Source organism: Bartonella pachyuromydis, assembly GCF_039543065.1.
GTDB lineage: Bacteria > Pseudomonadota > Alphaproteobacteria > Rhizobiales > Rhizobiaceae > Bartonella > Bartonella pachyuromydis.
Genome location: NZ_BAABJA010000003.1, coordinates 24937 through 41189 on the forward strand (window position 1 = coordinate 24937; position 16253 = coordinate 41189).

The 16253-nt window shown below is 35.4% G+C and carries 13 protein-coding genes and 1 pseudogene; 8 read left to right on the plus strand and 6 right to left on the minus strand.

The genetic code is table 11. The annotated features are described in order from the left end of the window. Positions 1-999: 999 nt before the first annotated feature. Positions 1000-3270 carry a ComEC/Rec2 family competence protein gene (locus tag ABD917_RS03140; RefSeq protein ID WP_345118650.1) on the minus strand — a complete coding sequence of 757 codons (2271 nt, stop codon included), beginning with the start codon at positions 3268-3270 and terminating at the stop codon, positions 1000-1002. Between the two features lie 112 nt (positions 3271-3382). On the opposite strand from ABD917_RS03140, the gene gltX reads away from it, so the two are divergent. From gltX to ABD917_RS03175, 8 genes and pseudogenes are all read left to right on the plus strand, one after another. Then, positions 3383-4810 carry a glutamate--tRNA ligase gene (gene gltX / locus ABD917_RS03145; protein WP_345118651.1) on the plus strand — a complete coding sequence of 476 codons (1428 nt, stop codon included), beginning with the start codon at positions 3383-3385 and terminating at the stop codon, positions 4808-4810. Positions 4811-5024: 214 nt separating this feature from the next. After that, complete coding sequence (gene gltA / locus ABD917_RS03150; protein ID WP_345118652.1) at positions 5025-6320, plus strand: citrate synthase; 1296 nt, start codon at positions 5025-5027, stop codon at positions 6318-6320. 688 nt (positions 6321-7008) lie between these two features. Then, positions 7009-7164: pseudogene (locus ABD917_RS08870) on the plus strand (amino acid ABC transporter); the annotation flags it as partial. 335 nt (positions 7165-7499) lie between these two features. Continuing rightward, a complete protein-coding gene (locus ABD917_RS03155) occupies positions 7500-8252 on the plus strand; it encodes a transporter substrate-binding domain-containing protein (protein WP_345118653.1) in 753 nt (250 codons plus the stop codon). Between the two features lie 410 nt (positions 8253-8662). Then, positions 8663-9415: a transporter substrate-binding domain-containing protein gene (locus ABD917_RS03160; RefSeq protein ID WP_345118654.1), complete on the plus strand. Its 753-nt coding sequence runs from the start codon at positions 8663-8665 to the stop codon at positions 9413-9415. A gap of 77 nt (positions 9416-9492) precedes the next feature. Then, positions 9493-10212 carry an ABC transporter permease gene (locus ABD917_RS03165; protein ID WP_345118792.1) on the plus strand — a complete coding sequence of 240 codons (720 nt, stop codon included), beginning with the start codon at positions 9493-9495 and terminating at the stop codon, positions 10210-10212. Then, positions 10212-10919, plus strand: coding sequence for an ABC transporter permease (locus ABD917_RS03170; RefSeq protein WP_345118655.1), 708 nt, complete (start codon positions 10212-10214; stop codon positions 10917-10919). Before ABD917_RS03165 ends, ABD917_RS03170 begins: the two co-directional genes overlap by 1 nt. Positions 10920-10998: 79 nt before the next feature. After that, positions 10999-11772 carry an amino acid ABC transporter ATP-binding protein gene (locus ABD917_RS03175; RefSeq protein WP_345118656.1) on the plus strand — a complete coding sequence of 258 codons (774 nt, stop codon included), beginning with the start codon at positions 10999-11001 and terminating at the stop codon, positions 11770-11772. Between the two features lie 37 nt (positions 11773-11809). On the opposite strand, the gene lpxB is transcribed toward ABD917_RS03175, so the two are convergent. From lpxB to lpxD, 5 genes are read right to left on the minus strand one after another with little or no spacing between them, the layout of a single operon-like run. Next, on the minus strand, positions 11810-12973 hold the full coding sequence (lpxB, locus tag ABD917_RS03180) for a lipid-A-disaccharide synthase (RefSeq protein WP_345118657.1): 1164 nt from the start codon (positions 12971-12973) through the stop codon (positions 11810-11812). Positions 12974-12975: 2 nt separating this feature from the next. After that, positions 12976-13839 carry an LpxI family protein gene (locus tag ABD917_RS03185; RefSeq protein ID WP_345118659.1) on the minus strand — a complete coding sequence of 288 codons (864 nt, stop codon included), beginning with the start codon at positions 13837-13839 and terminating at the stop codon, positions 12976-12978. Position 13840: 1 nt separating this feature from the next. Beyond that, positions 13841-14665, minus strand: a complete 825-nt coding sequence (gene lpxA / locus ABD917_RS03190) for an acyl-ACP--UDP-N-acetylglucosamine O-acyltransferase (RefSeq protein WP_345118660.1) — start codon at positions 14663-14665, stop codon at positions 13841-13843. A 23-nt stretch (positions 14666-14688) separates the two neighbouring features. Beyond that, positions 14689-15156: a 3-hydroxyacyl-ACP dehydratase FabZ gene (gene fabZ, locus ABD917_RS03195; RefSeq protein WP_345118661.1), complete on the minus strand. Its 468-nt coding sequence runs from the start codon at positions 15154-15156 to the stop codon at positions 14689-14691. A gap of 1 nt (position 15157) precedes the next feature. Then, positions 15158-16204 carry a UDP-3-O-(3-hydroxymyristoyl)glucosamine N-acyltransferase gene (lpxD, locus tag ABD917_RS03200; protein WP_345118662.1) on the minus strand — a complete coding sequence of 349 codons (1047 nt, stop codon included), beginning with the start codon at positions 16202-16204 and terminating at the stop codon, positions 15158-15160. Between the last annotated feature and the right edge of the window lie 49 nt (positions 16205-16253).

Here is a 16253-nt window from a genome sequence, read left to right on the forward strand (position 1 = left end):
ATGTTTTTTTATAAAACATCTCATTTATGTCTCTAAAACGTTTAAACGTTCATTGAAAAGGCTATTATAAACCTCTTGTCATTTTCTACTAAACGTCATTCCTTTATAAATTAACCAATTCAATTTTGATCTCATTATCTTTAGAAGAGAGTATTCTTTAAACAGCGTTGTTTTACTAAAAATTTAGTAAAACCCCATGCCTTTATGATATTATAATGGTTCTGAATTTTGTTTGCTTATCTTTTCTCTTTAAAAGCTGCCCTTAATTTGGGGGTAAGTACTTTTAAACTATAAATATTAAAACGTTTTTTAGTACCATGCCATAAGGTAGATAGTATTTACTGATATGATATTATCCGCCCCCATTTTTTGTAAAAGCGAATATAGTTCCGTTCATCAAGACAACTAGGCACTATAATTATTAAAAGGTTTTTACATCATAAAACACCTATTGTGAATTCCATAACCTTTATTTTCTACTCCGATAAAAAATACCGTAGTTATAAAATCATTATTTTAAAATCCTTTTATGCAATCTTATAAGTTAAACCTATAAGCTTATAAAAGTTTCAAACGGTTATAGCCTTAATAGGCAAGAAGATCTTGCTATAACATCTTTAGATTTTGCGCTCCCCAATTTTGGAGACCGTTAAATTTTGTTTGTATCATGCGATTAACAATCTAATCTTTAAAATAAGATGTGATCTTAAAACGTATGTTATTAAAAATTTCAAACGACTAAATTTTTAACAATGCGATTTGTGCTGTAATAAAAACGTATCATAAAATTTATGAACTGTTATGAATGCTAACTGCTTTTCATTTCATTTGAACATTTACATGTGTTATAATATTCGCATCATGATTTTCTTTTTATGGTTTATTCATACGTGACAATCTTACATAAAAAACGGTCAATTGAATCACGTATAAAAGGGTGGATTCTTAAGTGAAATCATATAAAATAATTGTACTTAATATATTGACTTTATTGTACTCTTATTTATAAAATCCGTTCCCTGGTATATTCCACGGTCTATGAGACCCCATCGAAGACCAAATAATATTTTCATTTTTGGTTACCATAACGCTCCCTCGTGATAACAATTGTTGGAGAGTAAATATTATTTTCGCCTTTTTACTACATGTTTGATTATCCGCTGCAAATGTTTGAATCACAACATCTGTCTCTAAACATTTATCTGTTTTTCCATGCAAAACAATTACTTTTAATCCATTTGCTAAGAGAGATGCACATACATCATTTTCACATATAAATTGTCCATGAAATGGCGGTCCATATTTTGTTGGCTTGATCATCTCATTCACACGAAATAATTTCTTCCATATGGATGTTGTAAATTTAGAAACATGGTAACGATCAATATGTAATTTCTTTTCATCGATAATACCCACCAACTTCATATTATCTGCTATAATGAGTTGTACAGGTGAATGCACAAAACAAACAAAAATACCAGCCAAAATAAAAAAACTAAAAAAGAACCTGATGGGTGTTTTGCAAAAAGCCAGCCCAACTAGGCCTATACTCAATAAAATCAATGCAGATGATGGCATAAAACCAGGATTTAAAACAGGAGAAATAGATCTCATAGCGTGAGCGATTTTTATCACAAGACCAACACCAAATCCCATAATTTGAAGAGGCAGCCATTCAAAGTCCCAAAACATTAAAAGGATTGCGATTAAACCAAAAGGGATGATAAAAATTGATACTATAGGCAAGGCTAAAGCATTGCTCATAATACTTAAAGATGCAATATTAGAAAAATGATAAGCAGCATAAATTCCACTGGCAGTTCCCGCTACAAATGAAGATACACATATTGAAAGTATTGATAAGAGAGCAAAATAAATGACTCCAGCTCCAACATAAGATGGTGTTGTTTTTTTTATACGGTGGGATAACTTTCTACTCCACCAATCAAAAAAGGCAATCAAAGCAGCTGTGGCAGAAAAGGACATTTGAAAGCTAGGACCTAATATTTCGTGCGGCGCAATAGCCAGAGTTATCAAACCTGCAATAGAGAAATTCCGCATTGTCGCAGCAGAGCGATTACATAAAACAGCAACCAACATAACAGCAATCATCACGAAACTTCTCTGTGCCGATACAGCAACACCAGATAAAAGCAAATAAAAAGCTGTCATCATTAAGGCAACAATAGCGGCCAATTTCTTAGTAGAATAATAAGATGAGAAAATCGGAAAAAGTGCTAAAAAACCACGGATAGTCACAAGAACTATGCCGCTCAACAAAGCCATGTGTAAACCTGATATTGATAAAATATGTGCTAATCCAGCCGCACGCAATGCTTCATTTGTCTCATTTGAAATACCAGCTCTTTGCCCCGTTATAAGAGCAGCAGCAACATTTCCTTTTTCTCCGTCAATTGCCTTATGAATTCGTTGTGTTATATTATTTCGTAAATTCTCAATTTTCTGTAAAACTTTATCAAATATTCTGTTAGGCTGCGAAACGGATACTTTAACTGGTTGTCCTAAATAAACGCCTTGAGCACCAATTCCTTTAAAATAATTATGGAAACTAAAATCGTAACCTCCTGGATAAACCGGCCCAGATAATGCACGGATCTTAACTTTTCCATATAGTCCATCACCAATTGCCAATCCATATGGTAAACGTCTTGACGATAAACGAATACGATGAGGGCTGTGGCGTAAGACTGGCCTTTGTGTCCTCAAAACATCTAGGACTAAACGAAACTCTCCACTTTTTCCTGATTCAATAGAAACAATTCTGCCTGTTAAGGTAGTAATAACTTCGCCGCTTAACATTGGTGTAGCTATTCGGTATGTTTCTATTTTTGCAGCTAAAGCGCCCAATACAATACAAAACAGAAATCCTGCCACAATCCAGATTCTCCGATAGAACCGCAAAATATACAATATTCCAACGAAGATACTAATCAGCACACAAAATTGCCCCCAATTTGGCTCATGTTCTAAGCTAAAATAAAAAATAATCCCTATGGAAAAAAAGACCAAAATTAAGGAAAATAGGATTCCCCAAGAGATTTCTTTGTTGATACAATCAATCAACCATTTCCAGAAAAAAGTGATTGCTTCTTTTAAAGGTGTAAAGAAAAAAAAATTTTGTTTATTACAAGTATTGTTATTTGCTTCATAAAGGGTAGAAAAAAAATTCTGCCATATTAGACACGCTGTTTTTCTTTTTGACTTATTCTTTATGGATAGGCTACCCTCAACTTTATTTTGATTAAACATCTGCAAATCCCCACTTTACTTGCAATTCGGCTATTGCCCCCCCTATTACCTATGCTAACATAACACTTCTATAAAGTCTTATAAATATCATCTTATTTAAAGGAAGAGATTCGTGTCTGTTATTACCCGCTTTGCTCCCTCACCAACAGGATTCCTTCACATTGGAGGTGCTCGTACTGCCCTCTTTAATTGGCTTTATGCCAAACATACCGGTGGTAAAATGCTGTTACGGATTGAAGATACAGACAGAAAACGTTCAACAGAAGCGGCTATAAAAGCCATTATAGATGGTTTGCACTGGATGGGGCTTAGCTATGATGGTGCTCCTATTTCGCAATTCGAACGAGCAGAACGTCATCGTCAAGTCGCAGAACAATTGGTAAAAGATGGCAAAGCTTATTATTGTTATGCTTCTCCTGAAGAATTGGCTGAAATGCGTGAAAATGCTCGTGCAGAAGGTCGCCCACCACGTTATGATGGACGTTGGCGTGATCGTGATATTTCAAAAGCACCTCAAAACATCAAACCTGTTATTCGCATCAAAGCACCACAAGATGGGGAAACAATTGTGTATGACCGCGTTCAAGGTAATGTTCGTTTTCCTAATAAAGATCTTGATGACTTTATTATTTTACGTTCTGATGGTTCACCCACTTATATGCATGCCGTTGTCGTTGATGATCATGATATGGGGATCACACATATCATACGTGGTGATGACCATCTCACAAATGCAGCTCGCCAAACAATTATCTTCAATGCAATGGGATGGGATATTCCTGTTATGGCACACATTCCACTTATACATGGTGAAAATGGTGCAAAATTATCAAAGCGTCATGGTGCCCTGGGTGTCGATGCTTACCGGACAATGGGTTACCTTCCTGCTGCTTTGCGAAATTATCTTGTTCGTCTTGGCTGGAGTCATGGTGATGACGAACTGATGTCAATTGAAGATATGATTGCTTGGTTTGATATTGATGATATTAATAAAGGTGCAGCACGTTTTGATCTCAAAAAACTTGATGCTATCAATGGGCATTATATACGCATGAGCAATGATAAAGATCTGTTTGAAGATGCTCTAAGTATTTTACCAGAAATTGAAGGTGGTTTACAAATCTCAGAAAGACTTGATGAACAACGCCGTGTTCAATTTCTAAAAGCTATACCACATTTGAAAGAACGTTCAAAAACATTGTGCGAACTTATTGACAATGCTTCCTTTATTTTTACACAACGGCCATTACAACTTGACGAAAAAGCGCAAATACTTCTAAATAAAAATGGACAAGCCATTTTAAAGGGTATTTGCCTTGCTCTAAAAGAAGTCCACTCTTGGGATACAAAAACGCTAGACGAAACACTTCGCTCTTATGCGCAGACACAGGATCTCAAATTTGGCTCTATTGCACAACCGCTTCGAGCAGCTCTTACAGGACGTCTCACATCTCTTGGAGTTTTTGATGTGCTTATTTTATTGGGACGAGATGAATCCTTTAACCGTATCAGTGATCAACTTGTCACATCCACAGGCTAACAGCATATATCATAGTCTATGAATTCAATAAATCTTCGCGTAGAAACGCTTCTGTAAAATTGCAAATAAAAATATTTTTTAGATTGCATGCGCTCACTTTTAAGGTAAACCTAATTTTGAATATAGAGTAGAAGAAGCTTCAATTATAAATCTTTTACTCTGATGAAGCACAGCATCTTGATTTTTAGGGGAAAGTATCTGAAAGGAATATCTAATGTCTAAGAATAAAGCACACATTATAGTGAATGATAAAAAAGTAGAACTTCCCCTACGTAAAGGTACAAGTGGACCTGATGTCATTGAAATTACTTCTCTCTATAAAGAAACAGATATTTTTACTTATGATCCTGGTTTTACCTCAACTGCTTCTTGTGAATCAAAAATTACTTATATCGACGGGAATAAAGGTTTATTGCTTTATCGTGGTTATCCTATTGATCAACTTGCTGAGAAAGGAGACTTTCTTGAAAGCTGTTACCTTTTACTCTATGGTGAACTCCCAACAAAACAAGAGAAAAACGACTTTGAGCGTTGTATTATGCAGCATACAATGGTTCACGAGCAGTTTGCGCGCTTTTTTCATGGATTTCGTCGTGACTCGCACCCTATGGCCGTCATGGTTGCATGCCTTGGAGCTATGTCAGCATTTTATCATGACTCTATTGATATTACAGATCCTCAACAAAGAATGATTGCTTCTGTTCGTCTTATCTCCAAAGTCCCTACCCTTGCCGCTATGGCTTATAAATACAGTATTGGGCAACCATTTGTTTATCCTCAGAATGATCTGAGTTATGCTGCTAATTTTCTTCGTATGTGCTTCTCTGTTCCTTGTGAAGAATATAAAACCAACCCTATTCTTACTCAAGCAATGGATCGAATCTTTATCCTTCATGCTGATCATGAACAAAATGCCTCTACATCTACTGTACGTCTTGCAGGGTCATCAGGAGCTAATCCATTTGCATGTATTGCAGCAGGTGTTGCATGCCTTTGGGGACCAGCACATGGTGGAGCCAACGAAGCATGTTTAAAAATGCTACAAGAAATAGGTTCTGTTGAGAGAATCCCTGAATTCATCGCACGTGCAAAAGATAAAAATGATCCTTTCCGCCTTATGGGATTTGGTCACCGAGTCTATAAAAATTATGATCCACGTGCAAAAATTATGCAAAAAACCTGTCATGAGGTTCTAAACGAACTGGATATTCAAGATGATCCACTTCTTGATATCGCTATAGAACTTGAAAAAATTGCTCTAAATGATGAATATTTTATTGAAAAGAAACTTTATCCCAATGTCGATTTCTATTCTGGTATCACATTAAAAGCTTTAGGCTTTCCAACAGAAATGTTTACTGTTCTTTTTGCCTTAGCGCGCAGTGTTGGTTGGGTTGCACAATGGAAAGAAATGATTGAGGATCCAGCACAAAAAATTGGTCGTCCTCGCCAACTCTATACAGGTTACAGCATACGTGAATATGTTCCTATCGATAAACGTGTTAATTAAAGACATAAACAATTAATCAAGCCTCAATAAACTGAGGCTTGATTATAAATGAACATGACAGCATTTAAAATGAGTTTTTACAAATCCTAATTTTGAGGTTCTTTTGTAACGTTATCATAGAAGTCATGAAGAAAAATTTCTGATAGATTTTACCTAATAAATTAAGAAAATCCACCTTACTTTTTCTAGATTAGAAAGAACTTTTTCCCCAAAAGAAAAAAATCAACTCAAAATCCTCATCCTATTCAATGAAATAGCATTCTATTATTTCATATACAGATTTAAAAACATGACCAGAACACCCTATTCAAATTCAGAAGTATAATTCTATCGTCTACTTTTGAATCATAGAAAAAATGAAGTGCTTTTTAACAATATATACACTAAATAATTGCTCTTTTCTTCAGAAGATGAAAAATAAGAGAAAACGCGCTTTCAAAATTTTTCTAAACAAAAAGATGTCTTAGCAATGAGTGTTATAGAATATGTTATTTTGTGATTAGCATTCATGCAATCAAAGTATTTTTCTTAAAATAATTGGTTACAACCACTGTTTTATAGAAATAAATTTGAATTTATTAGAGAAACAATTGTTTCTGATATGTTCTAATATTTTAGTATTTCACAATACCATAACAAGAATGATATTTCTTCATCTTTACTAAGGAGCTAAAATCTTTCTATGTGGCTGGAGACTCTAAAAGAAACAAGTTCTCCTATTGCAATACGTAAAAAATAATAGTGACTTGAAAAATAAGTTAATGAAGCAATAAAAGAAATTCGTTTGGATGGAACTTATGACAAAATTATTTTGGCATTCTACATTTACGAGATATCAATATGAATGAAAAGCTAATGCATTCTCTATTTCCCTCAAATATTATTATAACTCTTTGTCAACTATTTTTAAGGAGATGAATATTCATACTTAAACTGAATAATTTTTTGAAACACAAGTTTCATATTATAAGAAATAATAATTTAAGAATACTTTATAATAAATAATCCGTGCAACATAAGCAATGATCTATTGAGCCCCCATATTCGATAATATCAAATCCATTATAATTAAGAGCAAAATACACAACAGTAAATTTTTTGCATTGCTCCAGAAGAGCTTACAGCTTATAAAACACACGACGATCTCATATTTTCCCGCTTATCCAATAGGAGAACATAATGAAATTCTTAGCAGTCGCTCTTATAATAAGCGCGACACTGTTTACCCAATCTGCCCATACTAAAACGTTACAAATTGCAAGTGATGCTTCTTATCCTCCATTTAGTTACATAGACTCAAATAATGAACTCAAAGGATTTGATATTGATATATCTTATGCGCTTTGTAAGAAAATGAATGTTGAATGCATCATCGTTACACAAGACTTTGAAGGAATGATTCCTGGTCTTCTCGCAAAAAAATACGACGCTATTGTTTCTTCTCTCGCTGCTACATGGGAGCGCTTACAGAAGATTGATTTCACAGATCCTTACTATAACACAAAACTCGCTATAGTTGTTAGCAAAGATTCAGAAATTAAAGAGATCTCTGCAGAAGCTTTTAAAGGTAAAAATCTTGGTGCACAATCAAATACAACACAAGCTGCCTATGCAGAAGATCATTATGCCTCTGAAGGAGCAAATATTAAACTCTATCCTACAGTCATAGAGGTGACTCGTGATCTTTTAAGTCATCGGCTTGATATAGTGATCTGCGATAAAATACACGCTCTAAACTGGCTTAAAAATGAAGGAAAAGATTGTTGCAAACTGCTAGGGATTCTAGAAGAAACAAGTTCTCCTATTGCAATTGCAATACGTAAAAATAATAGTGACTTAAAAAATAAGTTTAATGAAGCAATAAAAGAAATTCGTTTGGATGGAACTTATGATAAAATTATGAAAAAATACTTCGCATTCGACATTTATTAGATATCAATACGAATAAAAATCTAATGCACTCTCTAATTTTCCCCCAAATATTATCATAATTCTTTGTCAACTATGTAAGGTAATAACTAAAAAATTAGAGTTTTTATCATTTTTTTTATGCTTAAATTGAAATGCCTTTTTTCAAAGCTAAGCTCTGCATTTCGAATAAAATGATAAAAAAACATCTTATGGTAAACAGCTGCGCAATATAATCAATGAAATAATTATTTCTTTTTCTTATTAAGCATACTCATACTGAGTAAAATGAGTAATTTTTTGATAACGATATTTATTATCATGATAGAAAAACGAACACCAATAAATTTTTGTATTGCTCCTAGAAGAGCTCGCAGACTATAAAATCCATGACGATCTCAAATATTTCCCCGCTTATTCAACAGGAGAATATAATGAAATTCTTAGCAGTCGCTCTTATAATAACTGCAACACTTTTTACCCAATCTGCACATACTCAAACACTGAAAATTGCAAGTGAAGGTTCCTACCCTCCATTTAGCTACATTGACTCAAATAACAAACTCCAAGGTTTAGATATTGATATATCTTATGCACTGTGTAAAAAAATGGATGTTGAATGTACCATTATTATGCAAGACTTCGAGGGAATGATTCCCGGTCTTCTTGCCCAAAAATACGATGCTATCATTGCTTCTCTTGCTCTCACATCAGAGCGTTTACAAAAAATTGATTTTACAGACTCTTACTATAATACAGAACTTGTTGTGATTATTACTAAGGATTCGGAAATTAAAGAGATCTCAGCAGAATCTTTTAAGGGGAAAAATCTTGGTGTACAATCAAATACAACACAAGCTGCCTATGCAGAAGATCATTATGCCTCTAAAGGAGTAAATATTAAGCTCTATCCTACAACAATAGAAGTTAATCGTGATCTTTTAAATCATCGTGTTGACGGAATTATCGTTGATAAAGTACACGCTTTAAACTGGCTTAAAAATGAAGGAAAAGACTGCTGCAAGCTATTGGGAACTCTGGAAGAAACAAAATTTCCTATTGCAATTGCAATACGTCGCAATAATAATGATCTCAAAAATAAGTTTAATAAAGCACTAAAGGAAATCCGTTCGGATGGGACCTATGATAAAATTATGAAAAAATATTTTACTTCCGATATTTATTAAATATCAATCCGAACTAAAATTATACAAACTGTTTATTACTAAGAAACGTTATCTAATTCTTTATAAGGAACACAATGATGATTGAAAATTTAGCATTGCTATCATTTAGCAATGGTGGATGGGGCATGGTTATACTTTCTAGTGCAGGAATAACATTATCATTGGCTTTGTGCTGTGGGATCATAGGACTGCCTTTAGGGCTTTTAGCTGCAGTAATGATTCGATCTAATATTAAAATAGCTAAAATTATAGCAACCCTTTTTTCATCAGTGTTCCGTGGATTACCAGAGCTTTTAACCTTGTTTTTAGTTTACTATGGCTTACAACATATTATTCAAATGGTTTTTGATTATCTCAATATTGAAATAATGTTCAGTATCAACGCCTTTGTCGCCGGTGTTCTAGCACTGAGTATGGTTCTTGCAGCTTTTTCTTGTGAAGTTTGGCTTGGAGCATTCAATATTTTTGATAAAGGTCAATATGAGGCAGCTAAAACTTTAGGACTTTCACGCTCAACAACATTTTTTCGTGTTGTCTTTCCTCAACTCATTCAAAATGCTTTACCCGGACTTTCTAATAATTGGCTTACTTTACTTAAAGATACATCCCTTGTATCAACCATTTCACTGGTTGACCTTATGCGACAAACAAATTTAGCAGTCGCAGCCACCGATAAACCTATACTTTTTTATCTTGTTGCATGCTTACTTTATTTGTTATTTTCAGCATTTTTTTCCGCAATCCTACGTTACCTAGAAACATATACTCAAACAGGATATAGAAAGGTATTAGGCTGATGATCCCTGAGTGGCTTTATTTTCTTTTTAATCCTGCTCTTTTAAATCGTTACAGCCCCAAATTTATTGAGGGCTTTATTGTTACTATTGAGCTTGTCTCTATTGCTTGTTCTATTGGTTTTTTTCTTGGTATGCTTATCGCATTTGTGCGTTTGTCCAATAATAAGTTTTTACAATATGTTGCAAATGCTTATGTCTACTTTTTTCGCGGTTCTCCTTTACTCGCTCAACTTTTTCTTTTCTACTACGGGCTTGGTTCAATGAACAATTTTTGGCAACAAGTTGGTCTCTGGTGGTTTTTTCAAAACGCATGGTATTGTTGCCTTTTCATTTTTGCTCTCAATTCTGCTGCCTATCAATCTGAAATATTTAAGGGAAGTTTTCTATCTGTAACAACTGGACAGCGGGAAGCATCAAAAGCATTAGGATTAAATAATTCTGTAACATTTTTCAGAATTATTCTACCGCAAGCAATGGTTGTAGCATTACGCCCCCTAGGAAATGAGTTAATTTTAATGATTAAGTCCAGCGCCATTGCCTCACTCATCACTATTTATGACTTAATGGGAATTGCTAAACTAACATATTCGCGTACATTCGATTTCCAAGTTTATGTTTGGGCGGCTTTTATCTACCTTCTTATTGTTGCGCTTATTCATCGTTTTGTTGTTTTTATCGAATATTATCTCACTCGGTATTTACGATAAATAAAATGATCACAACAATCCTCACCAAATCAAAATATTAAATTAACAAATTTATTTATCAATGAAAGAATACAACAAAATGAATTTGGAAAATAGTAAGTCTATCCCGATTGCTCAAAAATCTGTGATTTCTGTTCGGAATTTAAATAAATGGTACGGAGATTTTCAGGTACTCTATAACATTAATTTTGATGTTAAAACTGGAGAACGCATTGTGATCTGTGGACCCTCAGGATCAGGAAAATCAACTTTGATCCGTTGTATTAATCAATTAGAAAAAGCCCAAGAAGGTTCAATTTGCATCCATAATATTGATATTCATGCTGCTCCCTTATACCAGCAAAAAAACGTTCTCCGCAAAATAGGAATGGTCTTTCAAAACTTTAATTTATTTCCTCACATGAACGTTATGCAAAATTGTATTTTAGCACCGATGACTGTTCAAGGACTTTCTAAACAACAAGCGCAAGAACGAGCAATTCATTATCTGACAAATGTTGGTATTGAAAAACATTGTCATAAATATCCTTTACAACTCTCTGGTGGGCAACAACAGCGTGTTGCAATTGCTCGTGCACTTTGTATGGAACCTGAAGTAATGCTTTTTGATGAACCAACATCAGCTCTTGACCCAGAAAGTGTTGGAGAAGTCTTAGAAGTTATGGTTAAATTAGCCGATACAGGTATAACAATGCTCTGTGTAACACACGAAATGGGGTTTGCACGTGAGGTCTCAGAAAGAATTCTTTTTCTAGAAAACGGAGCAATTATTGAAGATACAGCTTCGGATGAATTTTTTACCAATCCCAAAAGTCAACGCGCTCGTGAATTTCTTGCTAAAATTAAACATTAATTGTCAACATTATTTTATCTGTACAATTCTAAGCATCTTATTTTTCAAGAAGACGAATAACCGTTCGGGCACCAATAACTCCCGATGGGAGTTTAGTTTTCATTTTTTTCTCCACTATTTCAAAAGCATCGAGTTGTGCCTGTCGCAATAAAGGATTATACAAAAGCTGTTCTATCTGCCTTGCTAACATGCCAGGGCGCAGAAATTCATTAAAATATTCTGGCATAATAGGTTTATCAGCGATAATATTCGGAAGAGCAGCAGTCCATAATGTTATTTTGGGAAAAAGAAATAATTTAGAAAAAAAATCAAATTTATAGCAATGAACCATGGGAATTTTTGCTAATGTCAATTCCAGTGAAACTGTTCCATGTGCAGCAAGCGCAACATCTGCTTGTGCAAAAGCATGCCATTTTGCATCTTCACCAACAACGACTTCTACTATGCTTTTCCAATTCCGTACAAAGTCACGAATTGCATTCTGCAAATGTGGTAAGGTTGGTAAAATAATACGTAAATTCGGGATACGTTGTGCAAGAATTTCTACTACTTCTCGAAAAATCGGCATTAAAGAGCGAATTTCTAAATTGCGTGATCCTGGCAAAAGAAGCAAGGTGGGCGATGATATTTTTTTACCACACAAGTTTTTTTTTTCTGCTTGAACAGCTAAAAGTGGAGAATGTGTCAAAAGAGAATGACCAACATAAGTTGTAGGAGGACCTTCCAAGTCCTGCATAACCTTTTCTTCAAAAGGAAAAACTGCTAAAACATGGTCAACAAATTTGCGCATAGCCTTAGCGCGCTCTGGGCGCCATGCCCAAACAGTTGGTGCGACATATTTAATAATAGGAATAGAAGGTGCTAAAGCACGCACTTTTTTTGCAACCCGATGGGTAAAATCTGGACTGTCAATAATAATTAAACAATCAGGTTGCTCTCGGGCAATAAATTGAGATAAATTGTGAATATGCTGTAACAATAGTGGTAATTTTTTTAATACCTCCCTCAAACCAATTAAAGAAATATCCTGAAAATCAAAAAAACTTTTTAGACCTAACGCCTTTAAATTCCTTCCACCAACACCAATCAAATGAATGTTTCTTCCTGTTTGTTGTGCTAAACAAGAAATTAAATCTGCTCCAAGGAAATCTCCAGATTCCTCACCTGCAATAACAGCAACTTTTAAGAAACAATTATTCATGATTAAAACCTTTCAAAGGTTTCTATAAACAATGAATATTTGTTAGCTTTCTTAATTGTTGTATTCACGGATAATATAAGGCTTTTATTAGCCTCCACCGCGATACCAGATAACCCACTTTTTGCAACATTCATGATTGTTATAGGTCCAACTGATGGTAAATCAACACGATGATCTTGTTGTGGTTTTGCACATTTTACAAGAACACCACCTTTAGGTGGAATCTGCCCTCTTTTTCGTATTTCATAAACCCGCCGCAGCATATTATCGGTTCCCTCTGCTCCCTCTAGTGCAATCACCCTTCCATTGATAGCTACTGCTGCTTGTCCAATATCCAATTGACCTAAAAGTTTTGCTGCTTCTACTGCTAAGAAAATATCTTTTTTTTCTTTTTTCGTAGCGCGTCGTAATGTTAAATTAAATCCTACTGGTGCTAAAAGATCCGGTACGACTTCATGGGCACCAATAACACAAAAACCATATGCTTCAATAACTCCTATCAAAGCTTTTAATAATGCATCATCCCCACCTCTCAAGGCTCCAATTAACTTAGGAAGAGCTAGAAATGTTGTCCAATCAAGTCGCAGTTGTCTAAGCAGTGGCCGCTTTTTTACACCACCGGCTAATACAATATTACAAATTTTAGCTGCTTTTAAGATTTTGACGAGTCGTGCTAACTCTACAATTGATAATGTACAATGCTCATAGCGTTGCAACACAGAATCTGCTTCATTATGCAAAAGCACAAGAAAAGGATTCTGTCCATGTTTTTCAAGTGCTTCAGCGACAGTAACAGGTAAAATACCATTTCCTGCTATAATAGCAGTACGGCCGGAAAGAAAACTTCTAGCACTCGAAACAGGCATTTTAATCCTTGCCTTCTCTTATTTTACTACCTTCAAATTTTGGTGTACAATAAAAGCGTTTACCTTCTTCTTTAATAAAATTAACAACATCAACAACAGGCTGAGAAGTAGAATAAAAAGCAGCAACATCGTTAACACGTTCTTTAAACGGCTTACTATGATCAAAAAGCATAACAACTGCATGACGTAATGCATGAATATCTTTACGCTCAAGGCCTGCGCGCTTCATCCCAATGATATTCAATCCTGCCAATTTTGCATGCACACCAACAGCCGTTCCATAAGGAATAAGATCACCAGATAATGCAGACACACCACCAATAAATGCATGATGCCCAACACGAACAAATTGGTGAACAGCACCACCACCACCAATAATAACATAATCGCCAACAGTAACATGCCCAGCGATCATCACATTATTTGCGAATGTTACATGATTGCCTACATGACAATCATGGGCAATATGCGCATAACAAAAAAACTGGCAATTATCACCCACAATCGTCATTCCTACACTCGAATCTGAGCCTCTATGCATTGTTACGCCTTCACGAATCGTACAATTTTTACCAATAGAAAGCGTTGTATGACCTCCCTTATGTTTACTATTTTGCGGATCTGCGCCTAAAACTGCATGCGAAAATACTTTACTATTAGTTCCTAATGTTGTGTTGCCCATTATCACAACATGACTCATCAAACGGCACCCATCACCAATAACAGCTTCTGAACTAATATGACAAAACGGCCCAATTTCCACATTTTCACCAAGCTGCGCTCCTTTTTCCACAAGAGCTGTTGGATGAATTTTTGTCCCGGACATTTCTAAATTCCCATTAATATCGTTTACTTATCTTGGATAATCATCGCAGCAATTTCCGCTTCAGCGACGCGAACATCCTCTACTTTTGCAATACACGAAAAACGTCTCATACCAGCTCTCTCTTTTAAAAGTTGAACATAAATCTTTAGCTGATCACCAGGCACAACAGGCTTACGAAATTTTGCATTATCAACAGTCATAAGATAAACTAAATTTGTTTTCTTATTCCCTAATTTTAAAAGTGAAATTGCCCCCGCTGTTTGCGCCATAGCCTCTAAAATCAACACTCCAGGCATAACAGGCTTTGCAGGAAAATGCCCCATAAAATGTGGCTCATTAATCGTTATATTTTTAATACCAATAGCCTTTTGTCCATCATCAATATCAACAATGCGATCAATCAATAAAAACGGATAACGATGCGGTAATATTGAGAGCAATTTTTCAATATCTACAGCCTCCAAATTTTTTATTTCTTCGCTGTTGATCATATTAGTGTTTCTCCTTTCTCACTTTGCCAATATTACGCAACGCCGCCACTTCTCGGAACCATTGCTTAAATGGCCGTGCTGGACTTCCTCCCCATTTTTCTCCATCTGGAATGTCATTCATAACACCACTACCAGCAGCAATTTGAACAGATTTACCTATTACAATATGATCCGAAACTCCAACGCTTCCACCAAGTTGAGACATGTCACCTATGGATGTACTTCCAGCAACTCCGCATTGCGCAGCAATAAGGCAATAACGACCAATCTTTACATTGTGTGCAATTTGGACAAGGTTATCAATTTTACTCCCTTCACCGATAATGGTGTCTTCAAATGTTCCACGATCAATCGTTGTATTTGCACCGATTTCTACGCCATCTTCGATAATAACACGACCTAGTTGTGGAACTTTTTCAATTCCAGAAACACTACCAACATAACCAAAACCATCTTGTCCAATGCAAACGCCAGGATAAAGATAAACTCTATCGCCTATTAAAGAACACTGAATTGTTACCTTTGGACCAATATAGCAGTCGCGCCCAATACGGCAATTTTCACCGATAACAGCTGTAGATGAAACAAGAGTTCCTGCGCCAATCTCCACATTTTGGCCGATAACAGCTCCTGCTTCTACACACACATCATGCGCAAGTTTAGCAGTTGGATGAATATGCGCATGCGGTGAAATTTCGCGCTGTCCAAACCACGGCATTGGCTTGATAGAATCAGGAAATAAGATTCGCCCAATCTGAGCAAAATCACGTTGCGGTGTTGAGGTAACCAAAATTGCCATAGTTTCAGGAACTTTAAAAACAATTTCATTCGTACAAAGAACAGCTACAGCAGAACTCCCTACGAGAGCATCAGAAAACTTCCGATGCTCTACAAATACGAGAGAGCCTTTTACAGCACTCTCAAGTGAAGAAAGAGTGTTAATAACTGTATTAGAAAACTCTGAATTAAGAAGTTTTGCCCCTGTTAACTCTGCAACATTAGCAACCGTCAATCGCCGGGACGGCGTAAAAAAAAATGTATCCGCCATCAAAACACTTTCTCTCCCAGCTTATCATATTCTCTTTAGCTTTTCCTCT